Genomic DNA, 18,165 nt, shown 5'->3' with positions numbered 1-18,165 from the left:
GGAGTTGCCTGTGACCACCAGCAGTCCGGCCGGAAGGCCCGACCAGGCGGTACGCGGCCGCGGAGTCCCGGACATCCTGGGTTCGGACCTCACAGCGCCGCTGGTCAAGGCTGTCCGGGAGGCCGTAGGGCGGCTGGACGCGGTGACGGCGGTGGTTTACCTGCTGAGCGACCACAGCGACCAGCTGTGGGCGGCGATGATCGGCGGCAGTTCCCTTTCGATCTTCGCCCTCCAGGGGCAGATCGCGGTGGACGCGCCGAGTCCTTCTGCCGACGCGCTCCGTTCCGGAACGGTGGTCGTACGGGACTCGCCGAAGCCGGGCGGGGCCGACGAACGCTACGTGCAGGTGTTCCCTTACGCCGTGGCCGCGGCCCCGGTGGCAGCTGCCGGGCACCGTTTCGGCACCCTGGAGGTGCTCCGGCCGCAGACCGAGGCCGGTTACGACGCCGGGGACCGTGCCGGACTCCAGGAGACCGCCGATCGGCTGGGCGCCCGTCTTTCGGCGCTCGCCGCGAGTGGCACGCCAGTCCGCTCCGGGAGCAATCCCGTGCTGGTGCCGGCCTTCGGTGACCCGCCGGACACCGAAGTCGATCCCGGCTGGGGTGTGGCCGGCGTACCGGGTTCGGCGGGGATGAGCTTCATGTACCCCCTCGGCCGCCTGGCCGACGCGATCAACCGCGCCGCCACCATGGACGACGTCATGGCGGCCGCCCAGGTGTCAGTCGGTGCGCCTTTCGGTGCCGACTCCCTCGTCATCGCCTCGGTCGGCGAGGGCCGGTTGTGGGTCGGCGGCCACAGCGGGAGCTCCGCGCGGCTGGCACAGAGCCTGCACGGCAGCAGTGCCTACGCCAGGCGGGACGTGGCGGACGCGATCCAGGGCCGCCCCCACTTCCCCCCGGACGGCGACCTTCGCCCTGCGGCGGACAAGAACTCGGAGACCTCCCAGGACCCTGACCACCCAGGCGCCGGGCCGGCCGCCGAGGTGTTCCTCCCGCTCGTCGGCAGCGAGGAGATCGTGGGGGTGTTCTGCCTGACGTTCGCCGGATCGCGCCGCTTCACGCCTGAGGAGAAGGCGGTCCTGGCGATGATGGCGGTCGTTCTCGGTCCGGCCGTGCAGCGTGTCGAGCTGGGACAGAAGCGGAAGATCATCGCCGAGAGTCTGCAGAAAAGTCTCCTGCCCCGGATGCTCTCGGAGGTGTCGCAGCTGACCACCACGGCCCGTTACCGCGCCTCCGCCGCGACGTCCGAGGTGGGCGGCGACTGGTACGACGTGATCAAGCTGCCCGACGAGCGGGTGGTGCTCGTCGTCGGCGACGTCGAGGGCCACAGCATGGAGAGCGCCGCCGTCATGGGCCAGCTGCGCAGCGCGGTGGTCGCGTACGCGACCGAGGGACACCGGCCCGCGACAGTCATCGACCGCACCAGTCGGCTCTTGGGCGGGCTCGGCACGGAACTGCTCGCCACCTGCTGCGTCGTCCTCTTCGACCCGGACGGCGGGCAGGCCGAGGTGGCACTTGCCGGGCACCCCGCTCCCCTCGTGCGCCGGCCCGACGGGAGCATCGGCACCCTGACCGCCCCCTCCAACGTGCCACTGGGCGTCGAGGCTCCGGCTCCGTACCGTCCCCGGGAGTACCGACTGCAGCCCGAGTCGGTGCTGATGCTGTACACGAACGGTCTCACCGACGGAAGGGCGGCTGACCCCGTGGCGGGCGCGAGCGCGCTGCTCAGCGCCTTCGGGCGTGAAGCCCAGACGTATCTGGAGACCCTCGCCGACCACATGGTCGCCGACCTGCCGGGCCCCGACCGGCGACGCGATGACGCCGTTCTGCTGCTGGCGTCGTACGAGGGTGCGGGCCGAGCGCAACCGTCCAGGACCGGGCGGCTGCACATCCAGCGCTACGACCTGCAAGGAGTCAAGTCCGCGCGACGCTTCGTGAACAGCCGTCTGGATGCCTGGGGGCTCGCCGAGATGTCCGACGACCTCCAGCTGATCATCTCCGAGGTCGTCACCAATGCGATCATCCACGCGGGCAGCTCCGTCGACGTACGGCTGCGGGCGTTCGCCGACCATGTCCGACTGGAAGTAGGGGACTTCGACAGCAATCCGCCGGTCCCGTCGCCGCTGACGCAGAGGCAGGAGGAGAACTCGGAAGCCGAACACGGCCGCGGCCTGATCATCGTGGAGGCGCTGGCCCGCGCCTGGAACACCTTTCCCAACGGCCGCGGCAAGACCTTCTGGCTGGAGCTGGCGATTCCCGGCGCGTGTGGATCACGGTCTGGTCCCGCTGATTGACCTGGAGCGGTATCCCCCGAAGGCCGGGGCCATCCAGCGCGTTCTGCCCCGGCTTCCGGTGACCACGGCATTGGTCGCGGCGCGCCTCGACCGGCCTGCGGCATCATCTGCCTCCGTCACCCGCGCACCAGGGGTTCACCCGGCCGGGCGGGCCGGGGGCGGTCACGGCAGGGTGCCGTGACCGCGCCGCCGCCCGGCCGACTCGGACCGCTGTGCGTCGCGCGTGGCCGTGGCCCCCGGCCACCTCACGTCAGGTCATGTGCCGGTGAGGTAGGCCACGATCATGTCGCCGAGCATGCGGCGGTGCCGGGTGCGGTGCTTGGCGGCTGTCAGGTCGCGGCCGAACAGGGCGTGGAACGTGTGCTGGTTGGAGATCCGGAAGAAGCAGAACGAGCTGATCGCCATGTGTACGTCGGTGGCGTCGGCCGAGGCGGTGAAGTCGCCGCTCTCCCGGCCGGCCTCCAGGATCCGGGTGATCAGGTCCAGCGCCGGCGTGCCGAGGCTCGCGAGCACCGGTGACGTACGGATGTGCTCGGCGTGGTGGATGTTCTCGATGCTCACCAGCCGGATGAAGTCGGGGTGCGCCTCGTGGTGGTCGAACGTCAGCTCGGCCAGGGTGCGGATCGCCTCGACCGGGCCGAGGTGGTCGACGTCAAGGGCGCGCTCGGTGGCTCTCACCTCGGCGTAGGCCTTCTCCAGCACGGCGGTGTACAGCTGTTCCTTGCCGCCGAAATAGTAATAGATCATGCGTTTCGTGGTGCGCGTGAGAGCCGCGATCTCGTCGACCCGGGCGCCGGTGTAGCCGTGCCGCGCGAACTCCCGTGTGGCGATCTCGAGGATCTCCGCCTTCGTCCGGTCGGCGTCCCGCTGACGTTCACGGCCGACTCCGGTTGCGGGATGCGAGGTCATGGGCTCCACCGGTCGACACCTGGAGCGTCCATCATAGGCGTACGGGTCCCGGACGACGCCGGTCATCGTCCCGGGCCGGAAGGCCTTCCTCCCCGTTCCGACGTGGGGACGTGCTGGGCGGCCAGTCGTACCGCCGTGTTCGGCAGGCCGAAGCCGCGGTAGTCACCGGTCCGCTGGACGACCTCGAAGAAGACCCGCCCGACCGTCGTGGTGTAGAGGTGGACGAACTCCCCGGCGCCGTCCGTGTCGTACAGCAGCCCCAGCGCGCGCAGTTGCCGGTGGCGCCGCTCGCCGAGGTCGTGACGGGCTTCCAGGTCGTCGTAGTAGTTGTCCGGGATCGGCAGCAGAACGTCGGGCACGTCGCGCAGGCGTTCGGCGACGGCCACGATGTCGTCGGTCGCCAGCGCCACGTGCTGCCGGGGCAGGTTCCCGTCCCCGAGGTGGGCGATATTGAGCGCCATGCGTACCGTCCCGGCGGCGTTCGACATCGCTCGGCTGCGCAGCAGGCCGTACGGGTCGGCCACCTCGACGCTGTCGTGCGGGCGCAGCCCCAGAACGGTGCGGTAGAACAGCACGGCCTCGTCGAAGAGGTGCCAGGGGTGGCTCAGCGCCACATGGTCGATATGGCTGATCAGCCCGTCGGCAGGCGGCGGCGCGGGGCTGAAGTCGCCGCGCCAGTCGGGATGGGCGGGGCCGTCCGCGCCGTCCTGGGGCGTGGAGCGGCAGAAGAACAGCTGTGTGCCGTCCGGGGCGGCGACGGCGTCGAGCGCCGCCTCCCGCGGGGCGCGGTCACGGGGCAGTACGGGAGAGAGCAGGGACTGTGCCCGCCGGGCCGATGCCGAGGGATCGGCGGACTCCAGGCCGATCGCGGACAGGGTCGTGTCCGGGTCTCCGGGGACGGACGTGTCAGGGTCGCCGGGGACGGACTCGTTCAGCAGGATCCTGGCTCCGCCCTGTTCCCACAGCTCCACGGGCTTGGTCGCGTGTCCCCCGGTACGGGAGAACCCCAGTGCGCCGAGCAGAGTGCCGAGGCGGTCTCGTTCGCGCGTGGCGAGTTCCGCGAAGGCGAAGCCGCCGGGGGGACGAGGTCCGGGGAGCGGCGGGCCGCCGTCGAGGATCTCGGAGGCGGAGCCGGCACCCAGCACCTGTACGACGGATTCCTCCAGGGCGATCAGGGAGCGCATCGCGTCGACGGCGGTGCGTCCGGTGTCGGCCTGCCGGAAGACGTCGTTGAAGACCTCCAGCGAGAGCGGACCCGCGTATCCGGTGCGCAGTACGTGCGCCAGCAGCCGGGTGACATCGAACCCGCCCTGACCGGGGAAGCAGCGGTAGTGACGGCTCCACTGCAGCACATCCATGGCGAGCACCGGCGCGTCGGCGAGTTGGAGGAAGAAGATCTTCTCGCCGGGGAGGGCCTCGATCCCGCCCGGGTCCGAGCCGCGGGAGAGGATGTGGAAGCTGTCCAGGCAGGTGCCGAGGGCCGGGTGGTCGGCCATCCGTACGATCCGCCAGGCGTGCAGGTACTCGTTGACGTGGCGGCCCCAGGCCAGTGCCTCGTAGGCGATCCGGATGCCGTGTGTGGCGGCGAGGTCGGCGAGCAACCGCAGCTGTTCCGCGGCGAGTTCGTCGCCGGCCACGTCAGGGGTGACGTTCGAGCAGACCAGCAGGGTGTCGGCGCCGAGCCGTTCCATGGTCCGGAACTTCAACTCGGCTCTGCGGAGATTGGCCGCGAGCCGGTCCGGCGAGACTCCCTCGAAGTCCCGGAACGGCTGGTAGAGGTCGATGCCCAGGCCGAGGCCGGCCGCGCGGTCGCGTATCCGCTCGGGTGGGAGCGGACAGCCGAGCAGATCGTTCTCGAAGATCTCCACGCCGTCGAATCCGGCCTCGGCGACCGCGTCGAGCTTCTCGGTCAGGCTGCCGCTGATCGACACGGTCGCGATGGACTTGCGCATATCTGCTCCCGCGTTCAGGTGGTGACGAGGGTCGTCAGGTGGTGACGAGCGTGGTCAGGTGGGCGAGCATCCGCTCGGCGTCGGGCTCACGGCCGGTGAACAGCCGGAAGGCGTCGGCGGCCTGGAAGACGGCCATGCCGCCGCCGTCGAGCGTGCGGCAGCCCAAGGCCCTTGCGTGGCGCAGCAGTTCGGTGTCGAGCGGGCGGTAGACCACGTCGGCGACCCACAGTCCGGGGCGGAGCAGTCCGACGGGGAGCGGCAGTCCGGGATGCGTGGCCATACCGGTGGGCGTGGCGTGCACCAGACCGTCCGCGCCGGCGAGCAGGTCCGCGAGCCGGTCGGGGGCGGCCGCGTCGGCCCGGCGTACGCCGAACCGGCCGACCAGCTCGGCGGCGAGCGCCTCGGCCCGTCCGAGGTCGGCGTCGACGAGGGTGACGCGGTCGGCGCCCAGGGTGAGCAGGGCGTGGGCGACCGCCGCGCCGGCACCACCGGCGCCGAGCTGGGTGATGTGCCGCGCGGGCACGTCTTCCAGGCCGCGGGCGAAGGACTGGGCGAAGCCGCTCCAGTCGGTGTTGTGCCCGATGGCGCGGTCCCCGTCGAAGACGACCGTGTTGACCGCGCCGAGCAGCGCGGCGTCCTCCGAGAGTCCGTCGAGGTGCGGGAGGACCGTCTGCTTGCAGGGGTGCGTGATGTTGAGGCCGTCGTAGCCGAACCGCCGGGCGCCTCGCACCAGTTCGCCCGCCGCGTCCGCGCCGAGGCCGAGCCGGTCGATGTCGATGCGCCGGTACAGCAGGCTCAGGCCGTGGTGGTCCCCCTCGCGCTGGTGCAGCGCGGGGCTGAGCGAGGGCCCGATTCCGGAGCCGATGAGCCCGATGAGGTACGAGGTCATACTGCCGCGCCCTTCGCTCATAATGTACGGACTAGTAAGTTATTTATAATCGATCCCGGCCCGATAGAGAAGCCCACGACTCAAGCCGCAGAAGCTTGTTCGGGACCTCTTGACAGTGCGATGCGACCACCTCACGATGTCGGCACGCCTTAATGAACTAACTAGTTCGCAACCCGTGGACACGATCTCCTGGTGGGGCGGGTGCGGTCGCACACTCCCCGGCGACGCACGCACGAGCCACACGGCCGACGGGACGACGGCCTCCCCCTTGTCTCACCTTCTGTCCCCGCGCACGGACACTCGACGAGGAGAACCCCGTGACCGACCAGCCCCCGCTCGCCCGACCCGGCGGGAACGAACAGCCCGGCACACCCCGTAAGGCCGCTGTCGCCGCGTGGGTCGGCAGCGCCCTGGAGTACTACGACTTCTTCATCTACGGGAGCGCGGCGGCCCTGATCTTCCCCCACGTCTTCTTCGACGAGTCGGATCCGGCGACCGCGACCCTCCAGTCGCTGGCCACCTTCGGTGTCGCGTACGCCGCCCGCCCCGTCGGCGCCGTCGTCCTCGGACACATCGGGGACCGGTCGGGGCGCAAGAAGATCATGCTCTTCACGCTGATCCTCATGGGCGTGGCGACCTTCCTGATCGGCTGTCTGCCCAGCAGGGACCAGATCGGCGGACTCGCCCCCGCGCTCCTGGTCTTCCTTCGCGTACTGCAGGGCCTCTCAGCGGCCGGGGAGCAGGCCAGCGCGGGCTCCATGACGCTGGAGCACGCCCCCGCGGACCGGCGCGGCTACTTCTCCAGCTTCACCCTCGGCGGTACCCAGTTCGGCCAGATCATCGCCACGCTCGTCTTCCTCCCCATCGCCGCGCTGCCCGACGAACACCTCTACGGCTGGGGCTGGCGCGTCCCGTTCTGGCTCAGCGCCGTCGTGACCGTACTCGGCTACTACATCCGCCGTACGGTGCGCGAGACGCCCGTCTTCAGGGAGACGGTGGCCAGCGGGGCCGTGGAGAAGATGCCGCTCACCGTGCTCCTGCGCGACCACTGGGCCGATGTGCTGCGCGTGATGTGCGCGGCCGTCATCGCCACGGTCAGTACGGTCTTCACCGTCTGGGCCCTGAACTACGCGACCAGCGACGAGGTGGGCCTCGACAAGACGGTGATGCTCTGGGTGAGCATCGCGGCCAACACCGTCGCGCTGGCCGCTCTGCCGCTGTGGGCGATCCTCGCCGACCGGATCGGCCGCAAGCCGGTCTTCCTGATCGGCGCGATCGGCAGCCCCGTGATGATGTTCGCCTACCTGGGAGCCATCGGGTCTGGCGGCTATCCGCTGATCTTCCTGACGGGCATCCTGACGTTCGGCGTCGTCTACTCGGCGGCCAACGGCATCTGGCCCGCGCTCTACGGTGAGATGTTCAGCGCGCGGGTCCGGATGTCCGGCATGGCCATCGGCACCCAGGTCGGATTCGCCGTCGCCGGGTTCGCCGTCGCCTCGGCGGCCGGGATCGCCTCGCCCGAGGGGTGGCTGGGACTCCAGGGCCCGACCGGCGTCGGGATCTTCACGGCCGCTCTGTGCGCCGTCAGCGCGATCTCCATCGCCACCGCACGCGAGACGCACCGAATACCGACGGAGATGCTCGGCGCCAAGCAGGACGACACGGCACGAAGCCCGCACGAGGCGCCGGCCACGCCGCGCCGCTGACACGCCCACTGCGCCTGCCCGTGATCGGGCAGGGCGCCGGGCAGTGAGAAATGCACGCTGCGACGTGGGGCCTGCCCGACTTCGTGTTCCAGTCCGCACTCACCCACAAGGGTTCCGGGCAGCGGGAGTTGGGTGACCGGCCGCTGCTGAGCGGCACACGCGGCGCGGTCCAGATCAAGTGCCGCACCGTCAGGCCGAAGGGCGACGAGCGGGAACGGACCTGGATCCAAAAGGTCGTTGGGAAGGCGATGGGGCAGGCCAAGGGGACGGTGCGCATGCTGCGCCTCCAGCCGGCCGACATGGTCAACGGACGTGAGCGACGTGACGGCCAGTCAAATTGGCGGAATGAACGGTCAACAGAACGTCGGCGAAGCCTGGCGCTCCCTCACCGGCTGGCTGCAGTCGAATGCTCCGGTCTCCTTCGCCTCGCTGCTGCCTCCGGCCGACGAGCAAGCCATCGAGGCCGCCGACACTCAGCTGAAGCACCACCTCGGCTTTGAACTTCCCGACCAGCTGGCCGCGTTGTGGCGGCTGTGCGGCGGTGTGAATCATCAGGAGATTGAACATGACGAGGAAGGGGAGGTCGGTTCGGGGGCATTCCTGCCCGGCGGGGTGATCATGTCGCCGGTAGCCGCCCTGCGCCCGCGCATGCCCGACCACGCCGGAAAGGACTGGTGGCAAGGCGCGCCGGTGGTGCCGTGGCTGACCGGGGATGAGTCAGGGCCCGAGTCCGGCCACTGGGTCGGTGCCATCGGTGTCGGCCGGTGGGGCTTGGACAGCTTGCCCGGTGTCGGCGCCGAGCCCGCGTTCCCGTCGATCGCCGCCTACCTGGATGCCGTCTTGCGCACCGTGACCGAAGGGCCGGCCAATGCGATGGGCCCGGATGTGCCCGGCCTGGTGTGGGGCTGCCTCATCTGGGAGAACCCGGAGTATCCCCTGCTGGACGAAGCCCTCCCGCACTGGACGCCGATCCACTGACCTGCCTTACGCCGACAGGCGCGGCTCCTTCGGCTCCGACCGGCCGTTCTCGTAGTTCTTCACCGACTGCGTCGACGTCTTCAATACGACCGTGATGGATGTGAAAGCTGCGCTCCTACACCCTGCTCGGCACGACGGACGGCAAAGGCCGACCGGCCCGCGGCGACAGTACCCGGGCCCCGCAACGAGCACGAGGTCACCACGGCGACCAGCATCAACGACATCGCCCGCGACCTCACCATCTGGTTGGCCGCCCGCGACTTCCCCGGAGAGCCAACCATGCAGGTCAGCGAGTTCTAAAACACGCCCTAGCCGCCGTCTGCCACGGAGGGTCACATGCCGTCAGCGATTTGGAACGGTTCCATCTCTTTGGGCTAGTAACTTCTCTGAACTAGCCGCTGAGCCTACGAGGTCTGCTCGCCTCGACGACCTGGCGTCCGTATCTCTCAGCCGGATCAGGCTCCGCCTGGAGAGCACTAATCAGGCGGCACCGCCCCCATCTCGGACGCTGGAAGACGTCGAGCATCCCCACCATCTGGTCGCCGCCGGAGCATATGCCCACCGCCTCAACGTTCGGATCCCCTCCGGCACGGTGAAGGAAATGGTGTAGGGGGTTCGGTGAGCATGGACCGTCGTACTTCAGCTCAGCGGCAAACCGTGCGAAACGGGACCGGGCCTGGCAGGGCGTCGACAGCCATCGCCTCCGGCCGCGTACCACCGGGCATCGCGGCAGGGAAGCTCGTCACCAGCTGGATCAACCCCGCTTCCCTCATCAGGGGTGTACTGGCGGTGGGGGCCGCGGCGCGTACCTCGCGTCGTCTATCTCGCCCGCGACGCCCAGCGCACTGGCGGCCACCCTCACCCAGGCTTTCTGGCTCCGTGCCCTTTACGCCGGGGTGTTCGTGGGTGTTATCTCGGCCGTCGGGCTGTTCGTCCTGCGCGCAGACGCCCGGCTACCGTTCGACGATCTCACTTCCGGCGGCGCCTTGCCCGTCCTCGTGCTGTCCGTGGCCGCCGGCCTTCGCTGTCAACTGCTCGCATGGGGCCGCTCCCAGCAGCGGGGTGATGGGCTCGCTGCCCAAACGGTGGTGAACCGCGAACCGGTCCAGTGGCGGTTGGGGCCGGCGGGGTGAGGCGGGGGGTGAACTGGCGGGACCCCTCCAGCCGCAGCCTCAAGATGACGTAAGAGTTCGCCTCGGCCATGGTGACTGCGCCGTGGCACTGGCGAGCTGCCCACTGGGCGGAGCCAAGTGATGCGATGTTATGTGGTGGGGTTCGCCTCTCCGGAGGAGTCGCAGCCCCGCCGCAATCGTCCGATGATCATATGGAGGCGTCCGAAATGTGGGACGATATCTTCGAGCTGCACATCCCGGTCGCCGAAAAAGTAATTCGGACGCTGATGGTTTATGTCCTCATCCTGGCACTCTTCCGCCTCACTGGAAAACGCGGCCTCGCAAGCCTCAACGCATTCGATTTCGTCGTCATCTTTCTTCTGTCGAATGTAGTGCAAAATTCGATCATCGGGAACGATCAAAGTGTCACCGGCGGCGCGATCGGCGCTGTGACCCTGGTCATGGCCAACGCTGCCATCAACCGCTGGCTGGCGGTCGACGAGCGGGCTGCGCATGTCATCGAAGGAACACCCACCACGGTTATCGAGGACGGAAAGCCCGTACAGAGAGCCATCAGACGTCTCGGACTTCGTTCTGATGAACTGAACGACGCCGTTCGCAAACAGACCGGCAGCGAGATCAGCAGCGTCGCCCATTCCCGCCTGGAGCCTGACGGACGACTAGTAGTCGTGCTCCGGTGGGAAGAGACGAATGCGACTCGGAGGGATATCGACGAATTGGAACGCCGACTCATCACTATCGAAGACCTTCTGCGGGCCCGTCCCGAACGGGCCGACGAAGAAGGCTGAAACCAGATGACCTCTGGCTCCGGTTGTCGCATCCGCACGAGCTGGTGTCGGACTCCGCCGAACAGCAACGGTTGCGCTCAGTCCCGCCGGACCGAGACGGCATCCCGTCTTCTCACGCGGCAAGGTTTTCAAGACGCCACTGACGAGGTGACGTCCCGTACGTCTTTTTGAACGCGCGGCTGAAATGCGACGCGCTGGCGAAGCCGCATCGTCTTGCGACAGATTCGATGGTCGCTTGCCGACCATGGGGGGAAATGAGCTCCCGGCGGCTCTCCTCCAGGCGCTGGGTCCTGATCCAGTCGCCCAGCGAAATACCGGCCCTGGAGAGCACCAGGTAGAGCTGCCGCACGGAGATGTGATGTTCGGCCGCGACCCGCGAGGCGCTCAGGTCGCTGTCGCCCAGATGGGCCCACACGTACGTCATGACGCGCTGCTGAAGGGTGCGGTGGGGCGGCTCGGCGGCGACGCCCAACCGTTGTTCCTGGGTAGTGGCGATCAGGGCACGTATGAGTTCGATGCACGGGGGACCGAGCAGGTCCGGTTCGCGGGTATGGGCGGCCGTGCTGTGAACCAGCTGCCGGAAATACGTCGCGGCGACCTCGGCGGTCGGGTGGCTGGGGTCGATGGTCCGGGCGGAGGCCGCTCTCAGTACCGAAGAAGGAAGCGCGAGCACGTTGCGTGGCACGCTCACGGTGATCTGTTCCACGGCCTGCGTGCCGGAGACCGCAAACGGGCGGGAGTTGTCGTGGATGACGAACTCCCCGGGCCGCACCACTGCCTCTCGTTCATTCTGTCTGACCATGCAGCTCCCGGAGAGCTGCATGGTCAATACCACGGTTTGCTCGACGTTGCCCTGGGTGGCGTTCAGTGTTCTCTGGATAAAGAGTGAATCCCCACTGATGGTCGAGAGAGAGACCGCCCCAAGCCTTATGACCGACAGTGTGCGGCATATGTTCGCGGGCCCGTCGCTGCGATTTACCTCTGGTGGGCGCCGCCCCTGCGGTGCCAGGGTGCTGGTGTCGAAAGGTGCCGCCAAAACGCCTCACCCTCTCCGCATCCCGAGCCCTGGCCGCCGCCGAAGACCAACAGGGTTCTCCCGGTCGGCGGTAACCACATGACAAATAACGCTACGCCGCCCGGGGCGGAGTCGCAGGTCCAGTCTCTCCGCTGAGGGCTTGTGAGCGGCCTGCTTCGAATGAGCGGGCCGACGGCCGAGAGGCGCGTGAGCGGCGATTTCAGCGAGTGACGACCACTTTGCCGACCTGTCCGCCTGTCTCGACGAGTCGGTGGGCCTCACGCAGGCCGGCCGCGCTGAAGTCCCTGATGGTGGTGGTCGCGGTGGTACGGACGCGGTGGTCGTCAACCAGGACCGCCGCATCCTCCAGGAGTTTTTTCTGCTCGATCATGTCCGGGGTTTCGAGCATCGAGCGGGCGAACATCAGCTCCCAGTGCCAGGCGATGCATTTGAGCTTCAGCGGGAGCAGGTCCAGGTGCTCCGGCTCGTCGATGGCCGTGATGTGCCCAAAGGGCCGGATGATCTCGGCGAATGACTCGATGTTGCCGGCGGAGTGCGAAGTGAAGATGTAGTCCACACCCTCGGGCGCCGCCTTCCTCACAGTGGCGACCAGGTCGTGGTGGTCCACGACCGCGTCGGCTCCGAGTTCCCGTACCCAGTCGGAGGACTCGGGGCTGCCGGCGGTCGCGAGTACTGTCAGACCGGTGAGTTCCTTGGCGAGCTGGATCATGATCGAGCCGACGCCGCCCGGTCCTCCGATGATCAGAAGGGTTCCCTGGGAGTCCTTGGACAGTTCGAAGCGTTCGAACAGACTCTCCCAGGCGGTGATGGTCGTCAGCGGAAGCGCCGCCGCCTCGGCATGCGACGGACTCCTCGGCGCCCGGCCCACGATGCGCTCGTCCACCGCCTGATAGTCCGCGTTGCTCCCGGCACGGTTGAAGTCACCCGCGTACCAGACCTCGTCACCGACGCGCAGCGTGGTCACCTTCGGGCCCAGAGCCTCCACCGTGCCCGCCGCGTCGAACCCCAGCACGCGGGGCTGATCAGACGGAGCCAATTCCGCGCGTGCCTTCACGTCCGCCGGGTTGACCGACACGGCCTCCACCCGTACCAGGACATCCCGGGGCCGTAGCTCAGGGACAGGCACCACCACGTCCAGAAGACTCTCCGGATCCTCGACCGGCAGCCCCCGGAAAGATCCCACGCCATTCATTTTCTCTTTCGGCATTTCTTTTCTCCTTTGCGGCGGATCGATCCGGCCTGAGGTGCCACACCGTTGCGTCGGTCCTGCCTAAAACACTAGTTGTCGCATCCAGCACAAGCTCCGGGAATGCACGTCCGGTCAAGACCTCCGCACAGGCGGTCAATAAAGTTGAGAAAAACTCCCCTACGCTTAAAACGTAGTCGTGTGCCACTTCGTTGCTACCCAGAGCGAAAGACGATGCAAAGAGCTACGGACAGTCATCGAATGAAAGGCTGTACGATCATGGATTCGGATACCAGCCCAGCAGAGAGCGCGGTCGGGCGGGAGAATGAAACGGGCGTTCTCACGGAGTCAGATCCGGTTGTCTTGCGAGCAGTGCGGAGCCGAGCCGTAGTGGTGCCCCTGCGCCGGCCCATCGTGGCGGGGATAGGCGAATTCGACCAATGGCCCCTGGTCCTGGTGGATGTGGAAACCAGTGACGGTGTTGTCGGAAGCAGTTACATCGCCCCCTACCGTGCGTCGGCCATGCCCGCGATCGTGGCCGAGCTCCGCGATCTCAGCGATGTCTGGGCAGGCCGGCCGCTCGCGCCCGCCGACGCTTTCGCCGAGTTCGGCAAGGACCTCAACGTGGTGGGAATCGCCGGCCTCTCGATGATCACCAGGTCGGCGCTGGACATGGCGCTCTGGGACGCCCTGGCGAAGTCCGCGGGTCTGCCCTTGGTGAGCCTGCTCGGCGGGACGATCGGGCCGACGGCGACCTACAACAGCAATGGGCTGTGGCGGCACAAGGTCGATACGTTGGCCGCCGAGGCGCGCGAACTCCGCGACGAGGGCGGCTTCGGCGCGATGAAACTCCGGCTCGGCGATCCCGACCTGCGAAAAGACCTGGCAGCTGTGAAGGCGGTGCGGGACGGTGTCGGCACGGACATCAACGTGATGGTCGACTTCAACCAGGCACTGGGATACGGGGACGCCGTACGGCGGTGTCACGAACTGGACGAGCAGGGTCTCTACTGGTTCGAGGAACCCATCGCCTACGACAACGTTGAGGGCTACGCCCGACTGGCGGGCAAGGTGAGGACTCCCCTGCAGTGGGGCGAGAACTTCTACGGCCCGCGTGACCTCTTCACCTATCTGCGGGGCGGAGCGGTCCCCTACGCGATGGCGGACCTCATGCGCATCGGCGGAGTGTCCGGATGGCTCCAGGCGTCCGGTCTTGCCGCGGCGGCCGGCACTCAGCTGTCGAGTCATCTCTACCCGGAGATCGCGGCACACCTGCTGCGCGTCACGCCCACCGCCCACTGGTTGGAGTGGGTCGACTGGGCTCACCCGGTACTTGAGGACCCCTGTCTGCCCGTCGAAGGAACGGTCACCCCGTCGAACCGGCCCGGTATCGGCGTCACCTGGGACGAGAAGGCCGTCAAGAAATACACCGTGGCCACCTGAAGCCGCTTCCAGGTCTCGGGACGGCGTCACGCGAAGCTCACAGACGAAGGAGTTGGCTATGTCCACTCAATCCGTTGCTCCGTCACATGTCCCTCCTCCCCTGGGGAGTTGGGTGGCACCGGACTACGAGGTGGTGGCGGAGTTCGGCGACCTGATGCCGACGGGGGTCACCGTCACCGACGAGGGACGGATCTTCGTATCCTTCCCGCGATGGGGTGACGACGTCCCCTACACGGTCGCCGAAGTGGTGAACGGTGAGGCTGTCGCCTATCCCAACGCCGAGATCAACACATGGGCTCCGAACGGGAGCCCCGACAGCCTTGTCTCCGTGCAGAGCGTGATCACCGACCCCGCCGGACATGTGTGGCTCCTCGACACGGGCAGCCACTCCTTCGCGCCGTGGGTGGAGAACGGTCCGAAGCTCGTCGAGGTCGATCCCGCCAGGGACCAGGTCGTCCGGATCGTGCGTCTGGACGCCGAAGCACTGAACGCGACGACCTACCTCAATGACGTGCGATTCGATCTCTCCCGCGGAACGGGCGGATACGCCTACGTCACCGACTCCCAGCCGGAGGGCGCACTGATCGTGGTCGACCTCGGATCCGGACGGAGTTGGAGCCGGCTTCGAGGCAACGCTTCCACCAGGGCAACGGACGGCTTCCGTGCGATCGTTCAGGGTACGGTCCGTGAGAACTACGCGGTCGGTGCCGACGGTATCGCGATCAGCGCGGACGGTTCTCTCCTGTACTACTGCCCCCTTTCCGGCCGGCGTCTCTACAGTGTGCCGACCAGTGCCCTGACCGACCGCTCGCTCGGCGACGAGCAGGTGGCCGCGGCCGTCGTGGACCTGGGTGACAAAGGCTGCTCCGACGGGCTTGAGTCGGACACGGCAGGCAACGTCTACGCGACGGCGTACGAACACAGCGCCGTCCTCAAGCGTGCCCCGGACGGTACGTGGTCGACGCTGCTGCACGCCCCCGCTCTGCTGTGGCCGGACACGCTGGCCCTGGCGGCCGACGGCTACCTCTATGTGAGCGTGAACCAGCTGCCCAGGACACCGCTGTTCAACAACGACGTCGACGACCGCATACCCCCGTACCAGATCGTCCGGGTCCACGTCGGCGCACGCCCCATACGCCTGGCGTGAGGCGGCGAAATGAGCTGATCCCCCGAGCCGCTGACGTGCAGGCTCGCCCGAGCAGGAGGAATGACTGCGATGAAAACACCCTACGACCTGATCGCCCAGGTACCCGCCTTCACCCTGGCCAGCGACGACATCCAGGACGGGGGGAAGATACCGCTGCCCCAGGCGAGTGGGATCCTCGGTGCGGGGGGTTCCGACATCTCCCCGCAGCTCAGTTGGTCCGGCTTTCCGGCTGAGACCAAGAGCTTCGCGGTGACCATGTACGACCCCACCGCACCGACCGGGAGCGGATTCTGGCACTGGGCGGTCGCCGACATTCCCGCTTCTGTCGACGAACTGCCGACCGGGGCAGGCGATGCGTCTGGCTCCGGCATACCCGACAAGGCGTGGCAGCTCCACAACGACGCGGGAATGCCGCGCTACCTCGGCGCGGCCCCGCCGCCCGGCAGCGGCGAGCACATCTACTACATCGCCGCACACGCCGTTGACGTCCCCACGCTGGACCTGGACAAAACAGCACGACCGGCTCTCCTGGGATTCAACCTCGCCGCCCATACACTCGCGCGAGCCGTGATCACAGCCGGGTTCACCGTCGAAGGCTGACAAAGCAGTCAGAGGCAGCGGGGCCGTCCCCGATTGAACGATCGGGTTAGCCGGCCGGCCGGTGGACGTCAGTCGACGTCAATCACGATTCTGCCGTGGGCGCTGCCGTTCTCCAGGATCGCGTAGGCGTCGGCAACGGTGTCGAGGGTGAAGCTCCGGTGATCGATCAGAGGCTTGAGTGCCCCTCCGTCGGCGAGGGCGGCTGCCTCGCGCATGATCTCCCCATGGTGTTCCCGCCCGCGGCCGGTCAACAGGGGCAGGAGGGTAAAGACACCGGAGTAAGTGGCTCCGCGGAAGGAGAGGGGTGCGATGCTGTGGGTACCCCACCCCAAGGCGCTCAAGACGTGGCCGGTGTAGGTGCGTACCGCTGCGAAGGACGCGTCGAGTACCGGCCCGCCGACGGTGTCGAAGATGACGTCGAAGCCCTCGCCGGCGGTGTATCTGGTGACGTACTCCTCAACGGCGGTGGTGGTGTGGTCGATCGGCGTCGCCCCCAGGCCCTGGACGACATCCAGTCGCGAGGGTGACGCGGTGGCGAAGACCTCGGCACCATAGGCTCGGGCGATCTGAACGGCCACGTGGCCGATACCGCCGGCGCCGCCGTGGATGAGCACCTTCTGCCCCTCGTGGACCCGCGCCCGGTCGACCAGTCCCTCCCAGGCCGTGATGACGACCAGGGGCAGGGCCGCGGTCTCGCGCATGGTGAGTGAGGTCGGTTTGCGGGCGAGCAGGCGGGCGTCGACGGCCGCGTACTCGGCGAGCGAACCCTGCAGGTCACCGACGCCACCGGTCATGCCGTAGACCTCGTCGCCGGGGGCGAGGCCGGTGACACCCGCGCCGAGCTCCTCAACCACGCCGGCGAGATCCATGCCAAGGACGGCGGGCAGCGTGATCTTGGCGTGGGCAGCAGCACCGGCCCGGATCTTGGTGTCCAGAGGGTTGACGCCGCTGGCTTTGACTTTGACCAACACCTGCCCCGGGCCGGCGGTGGGCTTCTCGATCTCGCTCAGGATCAGCGGAGTACCGAACTCTTGCAGAATCAATGCGCGCACGAGTGAGCTCCCTTATGTCTTGTCAGTGAGGTGCGGAGGTCAGCCTGGAGGCCCCGCCGGGAAAGCTGAGAGTCAACTCCGCAGGCCGCCGTCCATCGAGCCGGGGGTACACCCGCACCAGCGCCGAGGGCGTTCCTCCGGGAAGCAGGATCAGACGAGGTGGCCGCCGAGAACGGAGAGGAACTGGAGTTTGTTGTGGCTCTCGCTGCCGGGGCTGGCTGTGAAGACCGTGAGGATCTGGGACTGGTCGGGGTCTATGAGACTCTGCCCGTGCAGTTCCATGGAACCGACCTGGGGATGGTTGATGCGCTTGGGTGCGCAGTACGGGCCGATGACGGGGTGCTCGTTCCAGATCTCGGCGAATTCCTCGCTGCTTTCGAGCAGTGCCCCCACGAGGGCGGAGACGCGGGGGTTGGCGGGGTCGCGGGTGTGGGCGCCGTGCAGCTGCGCGGTGATGGTCCGGCCGTTGCCGGGGTGGTCCTCGGCGGGGAAAAGCTGCCGTTCGGCGGGATCGGTGAACCAGCGGTAGGCCAGGGCACGGGCCATGCCTGTGTGCCGGGTCTGATCTCCGATCAGGAGAGCGGAGAACCGGTTCTGCGCAAGAGTCTCCCCGAGATGGTTCATGATCTGCGCCGGGGTGTCTTCCATACGCTGGAAAATCGCGAGCATGCCGGGGTTGATGTGGTCGGAGCGGGAGACGCGCAGGGGCGTGGCGTAGCCGCCGAGCCGGAAGAGGTGATCACGTTCGTCCAAGGACAGGCGCAGCCCGTGGGCGATGGCGGCGAGCATCTGTTCGGATGGGCGGGGCCCGCGCTGCTGCTCGATGCGGCTGTAATAGTCGCTCGACATGCTGCTGAGGGCGGCGATCTCTTCACGGCGCAAACCAGCTGTACGCCGGCGGCCGGTGCGGGGCAGACCGACATCCTCGGGTTGCAGCGCCTCGCGCCGCGTGCGCAGGAAATCGGCAAGCTCTGCGCGGTCCATGCACCCTCTCCTCTCCGTACAGGCAGCGGCGGCAGCCCTCGATGAGGGGCCCTGGGGGCTCGCCTCCCG

14 protein-coding genes are annotated in these 18,165 nt (G+C 67.9%); 7 read left to right on the top strand and 7 right to left on the bottom strand.

Annotation, left to right across the window (positions count from 1 at the left end; genetic code table 11):
• The first annotated feature begins 10 nt into the window (after window positions 1-10).
• A complete protein-coding gene (locus tag IEY79_RS32845; protein WP_229701337.1) occupies window positions 11-2,293 on the top strand; it encodes an ATP-binding SpoIIE family protein phosphatase in 2,283 nt (760 codons plus the stop codon).
• A 255-nt stretch (window positions 2,294-2,548) separates the two neighbouring features.
• On the opposite strand, the gene IEY79_RS32840 is transcribed toward IEY79_RS32845, so the two are convergent.
• The 3 genes from IEY79_RS32840 to IEY79_RS32830 all read right to left on the bottom strand — a co-directional run bounded on the left by IEY79_RS32840 (window position 2,549) and on the right by IEY79_RS32830 (window position 6,043).
• The gene (locus IEY79_RS32840) at window positions 2,549-3,202 is read right to left on the bottom strand and encodes a TetR/AcrR family transcriptional regulator (protein WP_189111304.1); all 654 of its coding nucleotides are present in this window, start codon (window positions 3,200-3,202) and stop codon (window positions 2,549-2,551) included.
• Between the two features lie 62 nt (window positions 3,203-3,264).
• On the bottom strand, window positions 3,265-5,154 hold the full coding sequence (locus IEY79_RS32835; RefSeq protein ID WP_189111303.1) for a bifunctional sugar phosphate isomerase/epimerase/4-hydroxyphenylpyruvate dioxygenase family protein: 1,890 nt from the start codon (window positions 5,152-5,154) through the stop codon (window positions 3,265-3,267).
• 34 nt (window positions 5,155-5,188) lie between these two features.
• Window positions 5,189-6,043, bottom strand: a complete 855-nt coding sequence (locus IEY79_RS32830) for a shikimate dehydrogenase (RefSeq protein ID WP_189111302.1) — start codon at window positions 6,041-6,043, stop codon at window positions 5,189-5,191.
• Window positions 6,044-6,360: 317 nt separating this feature from the next.
• Between IEY79_RS32830 and IEY79_RS32825 the strand changes: the two genes are divergently transcribed.
• The 3 genes from IEY79_RS32825 to IEY79_RS32815 all read left to right on the top strand — a co-directional run bounded on the left by IEY79_RS32825 (window position 6,361) and on the right by IEY79_RS32815 (window position 10,648).
• On the top strand, window positions 6,361-7,749 hold the full coding sequence (locus tag IEY79_RS32825; protein WP_189111301.1) for an MFS transporter: 1,389 nt from the start codon (window positions 6,361-6,363) through the stop codon (window positions 7,747-7,749).
• A gap of 312 nt (window positions 7,750-8,061) precedes the next feature.
• Window positions 8,062-8,727, top strand: coding sequence for an SMI1/KNR4 family protein (locus IEY79_RS32820; protein ID WP_229701336.1), 666 nt, complete (start codon window positions 8,062-8,064; stop codon window positions 8,725-8,727).
• 1,324 nt (window positions 8,728-10,051) lie between these two features.
• A complete protein-coding gene (locus IEY79_RS32815) occupies window positions 10,052-10,648 on the top strand; it encodes a DUF421 domain-containing protein (protein WP_229701335.1) in 597 nt (198 codons plus the stop codon).
• Window positions 10,649-10,760: 112 nt separating this feature from the next.
• Here the strand turns inward: IEY79_RS32815 and IEY79_RS32810 are convergent, their stop codons facing one another.
• Together IEY79_RS32810 and IEY79_RS32805 are read right to left on the bottom strand one after the other, a co-directional pair.
• The gene (locus tag IEY79_RS32810; protein WP_189111300.1) at window positions 10,761-11,684 is read right to left on the bottom strand and encodes a helix-turn-helix domain-containing protein; all 924 of its coding nucleotides are present in this window, start codon (window positions 11,682-11,684) and stop codon (window positions 10,761-10,763) included.
• Between the two features lie 199 nt (window positions 11,685-11,883).
• Window positions 11,884-12,876: a zinc-binding alcohol dehydrogenase family protein gene (locus IEY79_RS32805; protein ID WP_229701342.1), complete on the bottom strand. Its 993-nt coding sequence runs from the start codon at window positions 12,874-12,876 to the stop codon at window positions 11,884-11,886.
• Window positions 12,877-12,993: 117 nt separating this feature from the next.
• On the opposite strand from IEY79_RS32805, the gene IEY79_RS32800 reads away from it, so the two are divergent.
• The 3 genes from IEY79_RS32800 to IEY79_RS32790 all read left to right on the top strand — a co-directional run bounded on the left by IEY79_RS32800 (window position 12,994) and on the right by IEY79_RS32790 (window position 16,060).
• Window positions 12,994-14,313, top strand: coding sequence for an enolase C-terminal domain-like protein (locus IEY79_RS32800; RefSeq protein WP_308426710.1), 1,320 nt, complete (start codon window positions 12,994-12,996; stop codon window positions 14,311-14,313).
• A 112-nt stretch (window positions 14,314-14,425) separates the two neighbouring features.
• Window positions 14,426-15,460, top strand: a complete 1,035-nt coding sequence (locus IEY79_RS32795) for an SMP-30/gluconolactonase/LRE family protein (protein WP_229701334.1) — start codon at window positions 14,426-14,428, stop codon at window positions 15,458-15,460.
• A gap of 69 nt (window positions 15,461-15,529) precedes the next feature.
• Window positions 15,530-16,060 (top strand): YbhB/YbcL family Raf kinase inhibitor-like protein, encoded by a 531-nt coding sequence (locus IEY79_RS32790; protein WP_189111296.1) that lies wholly within the window; start codon window positions 15,530-15,532, stop codon window positions 16,058-16,060.
• 68 nt (window positions 16,061-16,128) lie between these two features.
• Here IEY79_RS32790 and IEY79_RS32785 read toward each other — a convergent pair whose 3' ends face one another.
• Complete coding sequence (locus tag IEY79_RS32785) at window positions 16,129-17,112, bottom strand: zinc-dependent alcohol dehydrogenase family protein (protein ID WP_189111295.1); 984 nt, start codon at window positions 17,110-17,112, stop codon at window positions 16,129-16,131.
• A gap of 150 nt (window positions 17,113-17,262) precedes the next feature.
• On the bottom strand, window positions 17,263-18,096 hold the full coding sequence (locus IEY79_RS32780; RefSeq protein WP_189111294.1) for a helix-turn-helix transcriptional regulator: 834 nt from the start codon (window positions 18,094-18,096) through the stop codon (window positions 17,263-17,265).
• Window positions 18,097-18,165: the final 69 nt, after the last annotated feature.

Source organism: Streptomyces camponoticapitis, from assembly GCF_014646115.1.
GTDB classification, from domain to species: Bacteria; Actinomycetota; Actinomycetes; order Streptomycetales; family Streptomycetaceae; genus Streptomyces; species Streptomyces camponoticapitis.
The sequence above is the reverse complement of the archived record's forward strand: the minus strand, read 5'-3'. Positions and strand labels throughout refer to the sequence as shown.

Bases quoted from the DNA above. Each gene is read 5' to 3' on its own strand.
- IEY79_RS32840 (WP_189111304.1), bottom strand. From the start codon at position 3,202: ATGACCTCGCATCCCGCAACCGGAGTCGGCCGTGAACGTCAGCGGGAC.
- IEY79_RS32835 (WP_189111303.1), bottom strand. From the start codon at position 5,154: ATGCGCAAGTCCATCGCGACCGTGTCGATCAGCGGCAGCCTGACCGAG.
- IEY79_RS32830 (WP_189111302.1), bottom strand. From the start codon at position 6,043: ATGACCTCGTACCTCATCGGGCTCATCGGCTCCGGAATCGGGCCCTCG.
- IEY79_RS32815 (WP_229701335.1), top strand. From the start codon at position 10,052: ATGGAGGCGTCCGAAATGTGGGACGATATCTTCGAGCTGCACATCCCG.
- IEY79_RS32805 (WP_229701342.1), bottom strand. From the start codon at position 12,876: ATGAATGGCGTGGGATCTTTCCGGGGGCTGCCGGTCGAGGATCCGGAG.
- IEY79_RS32800 (WP_308426710.1), top strand. From the start codon at position 12,994: ATGCACGTCCGGTCAAGACCTCCGCACAGGCGGTCAATAAAGTTGAGA.
- IEY79_RS32790 (WP_189111296.1), top strand. From the start codon at position 15,530: ATGAAAACACCCTACGACCTGATCGCCCAGGTACCCGCCTTCACCCTG.
- IEY79_RS32780 (WP_189111294.1), bottom strand. From the start codon at position 18,096: ATGGACCGCGCAGAGCTTGCCGATTTCCTGCGCACGCGGCGCGAGGCG.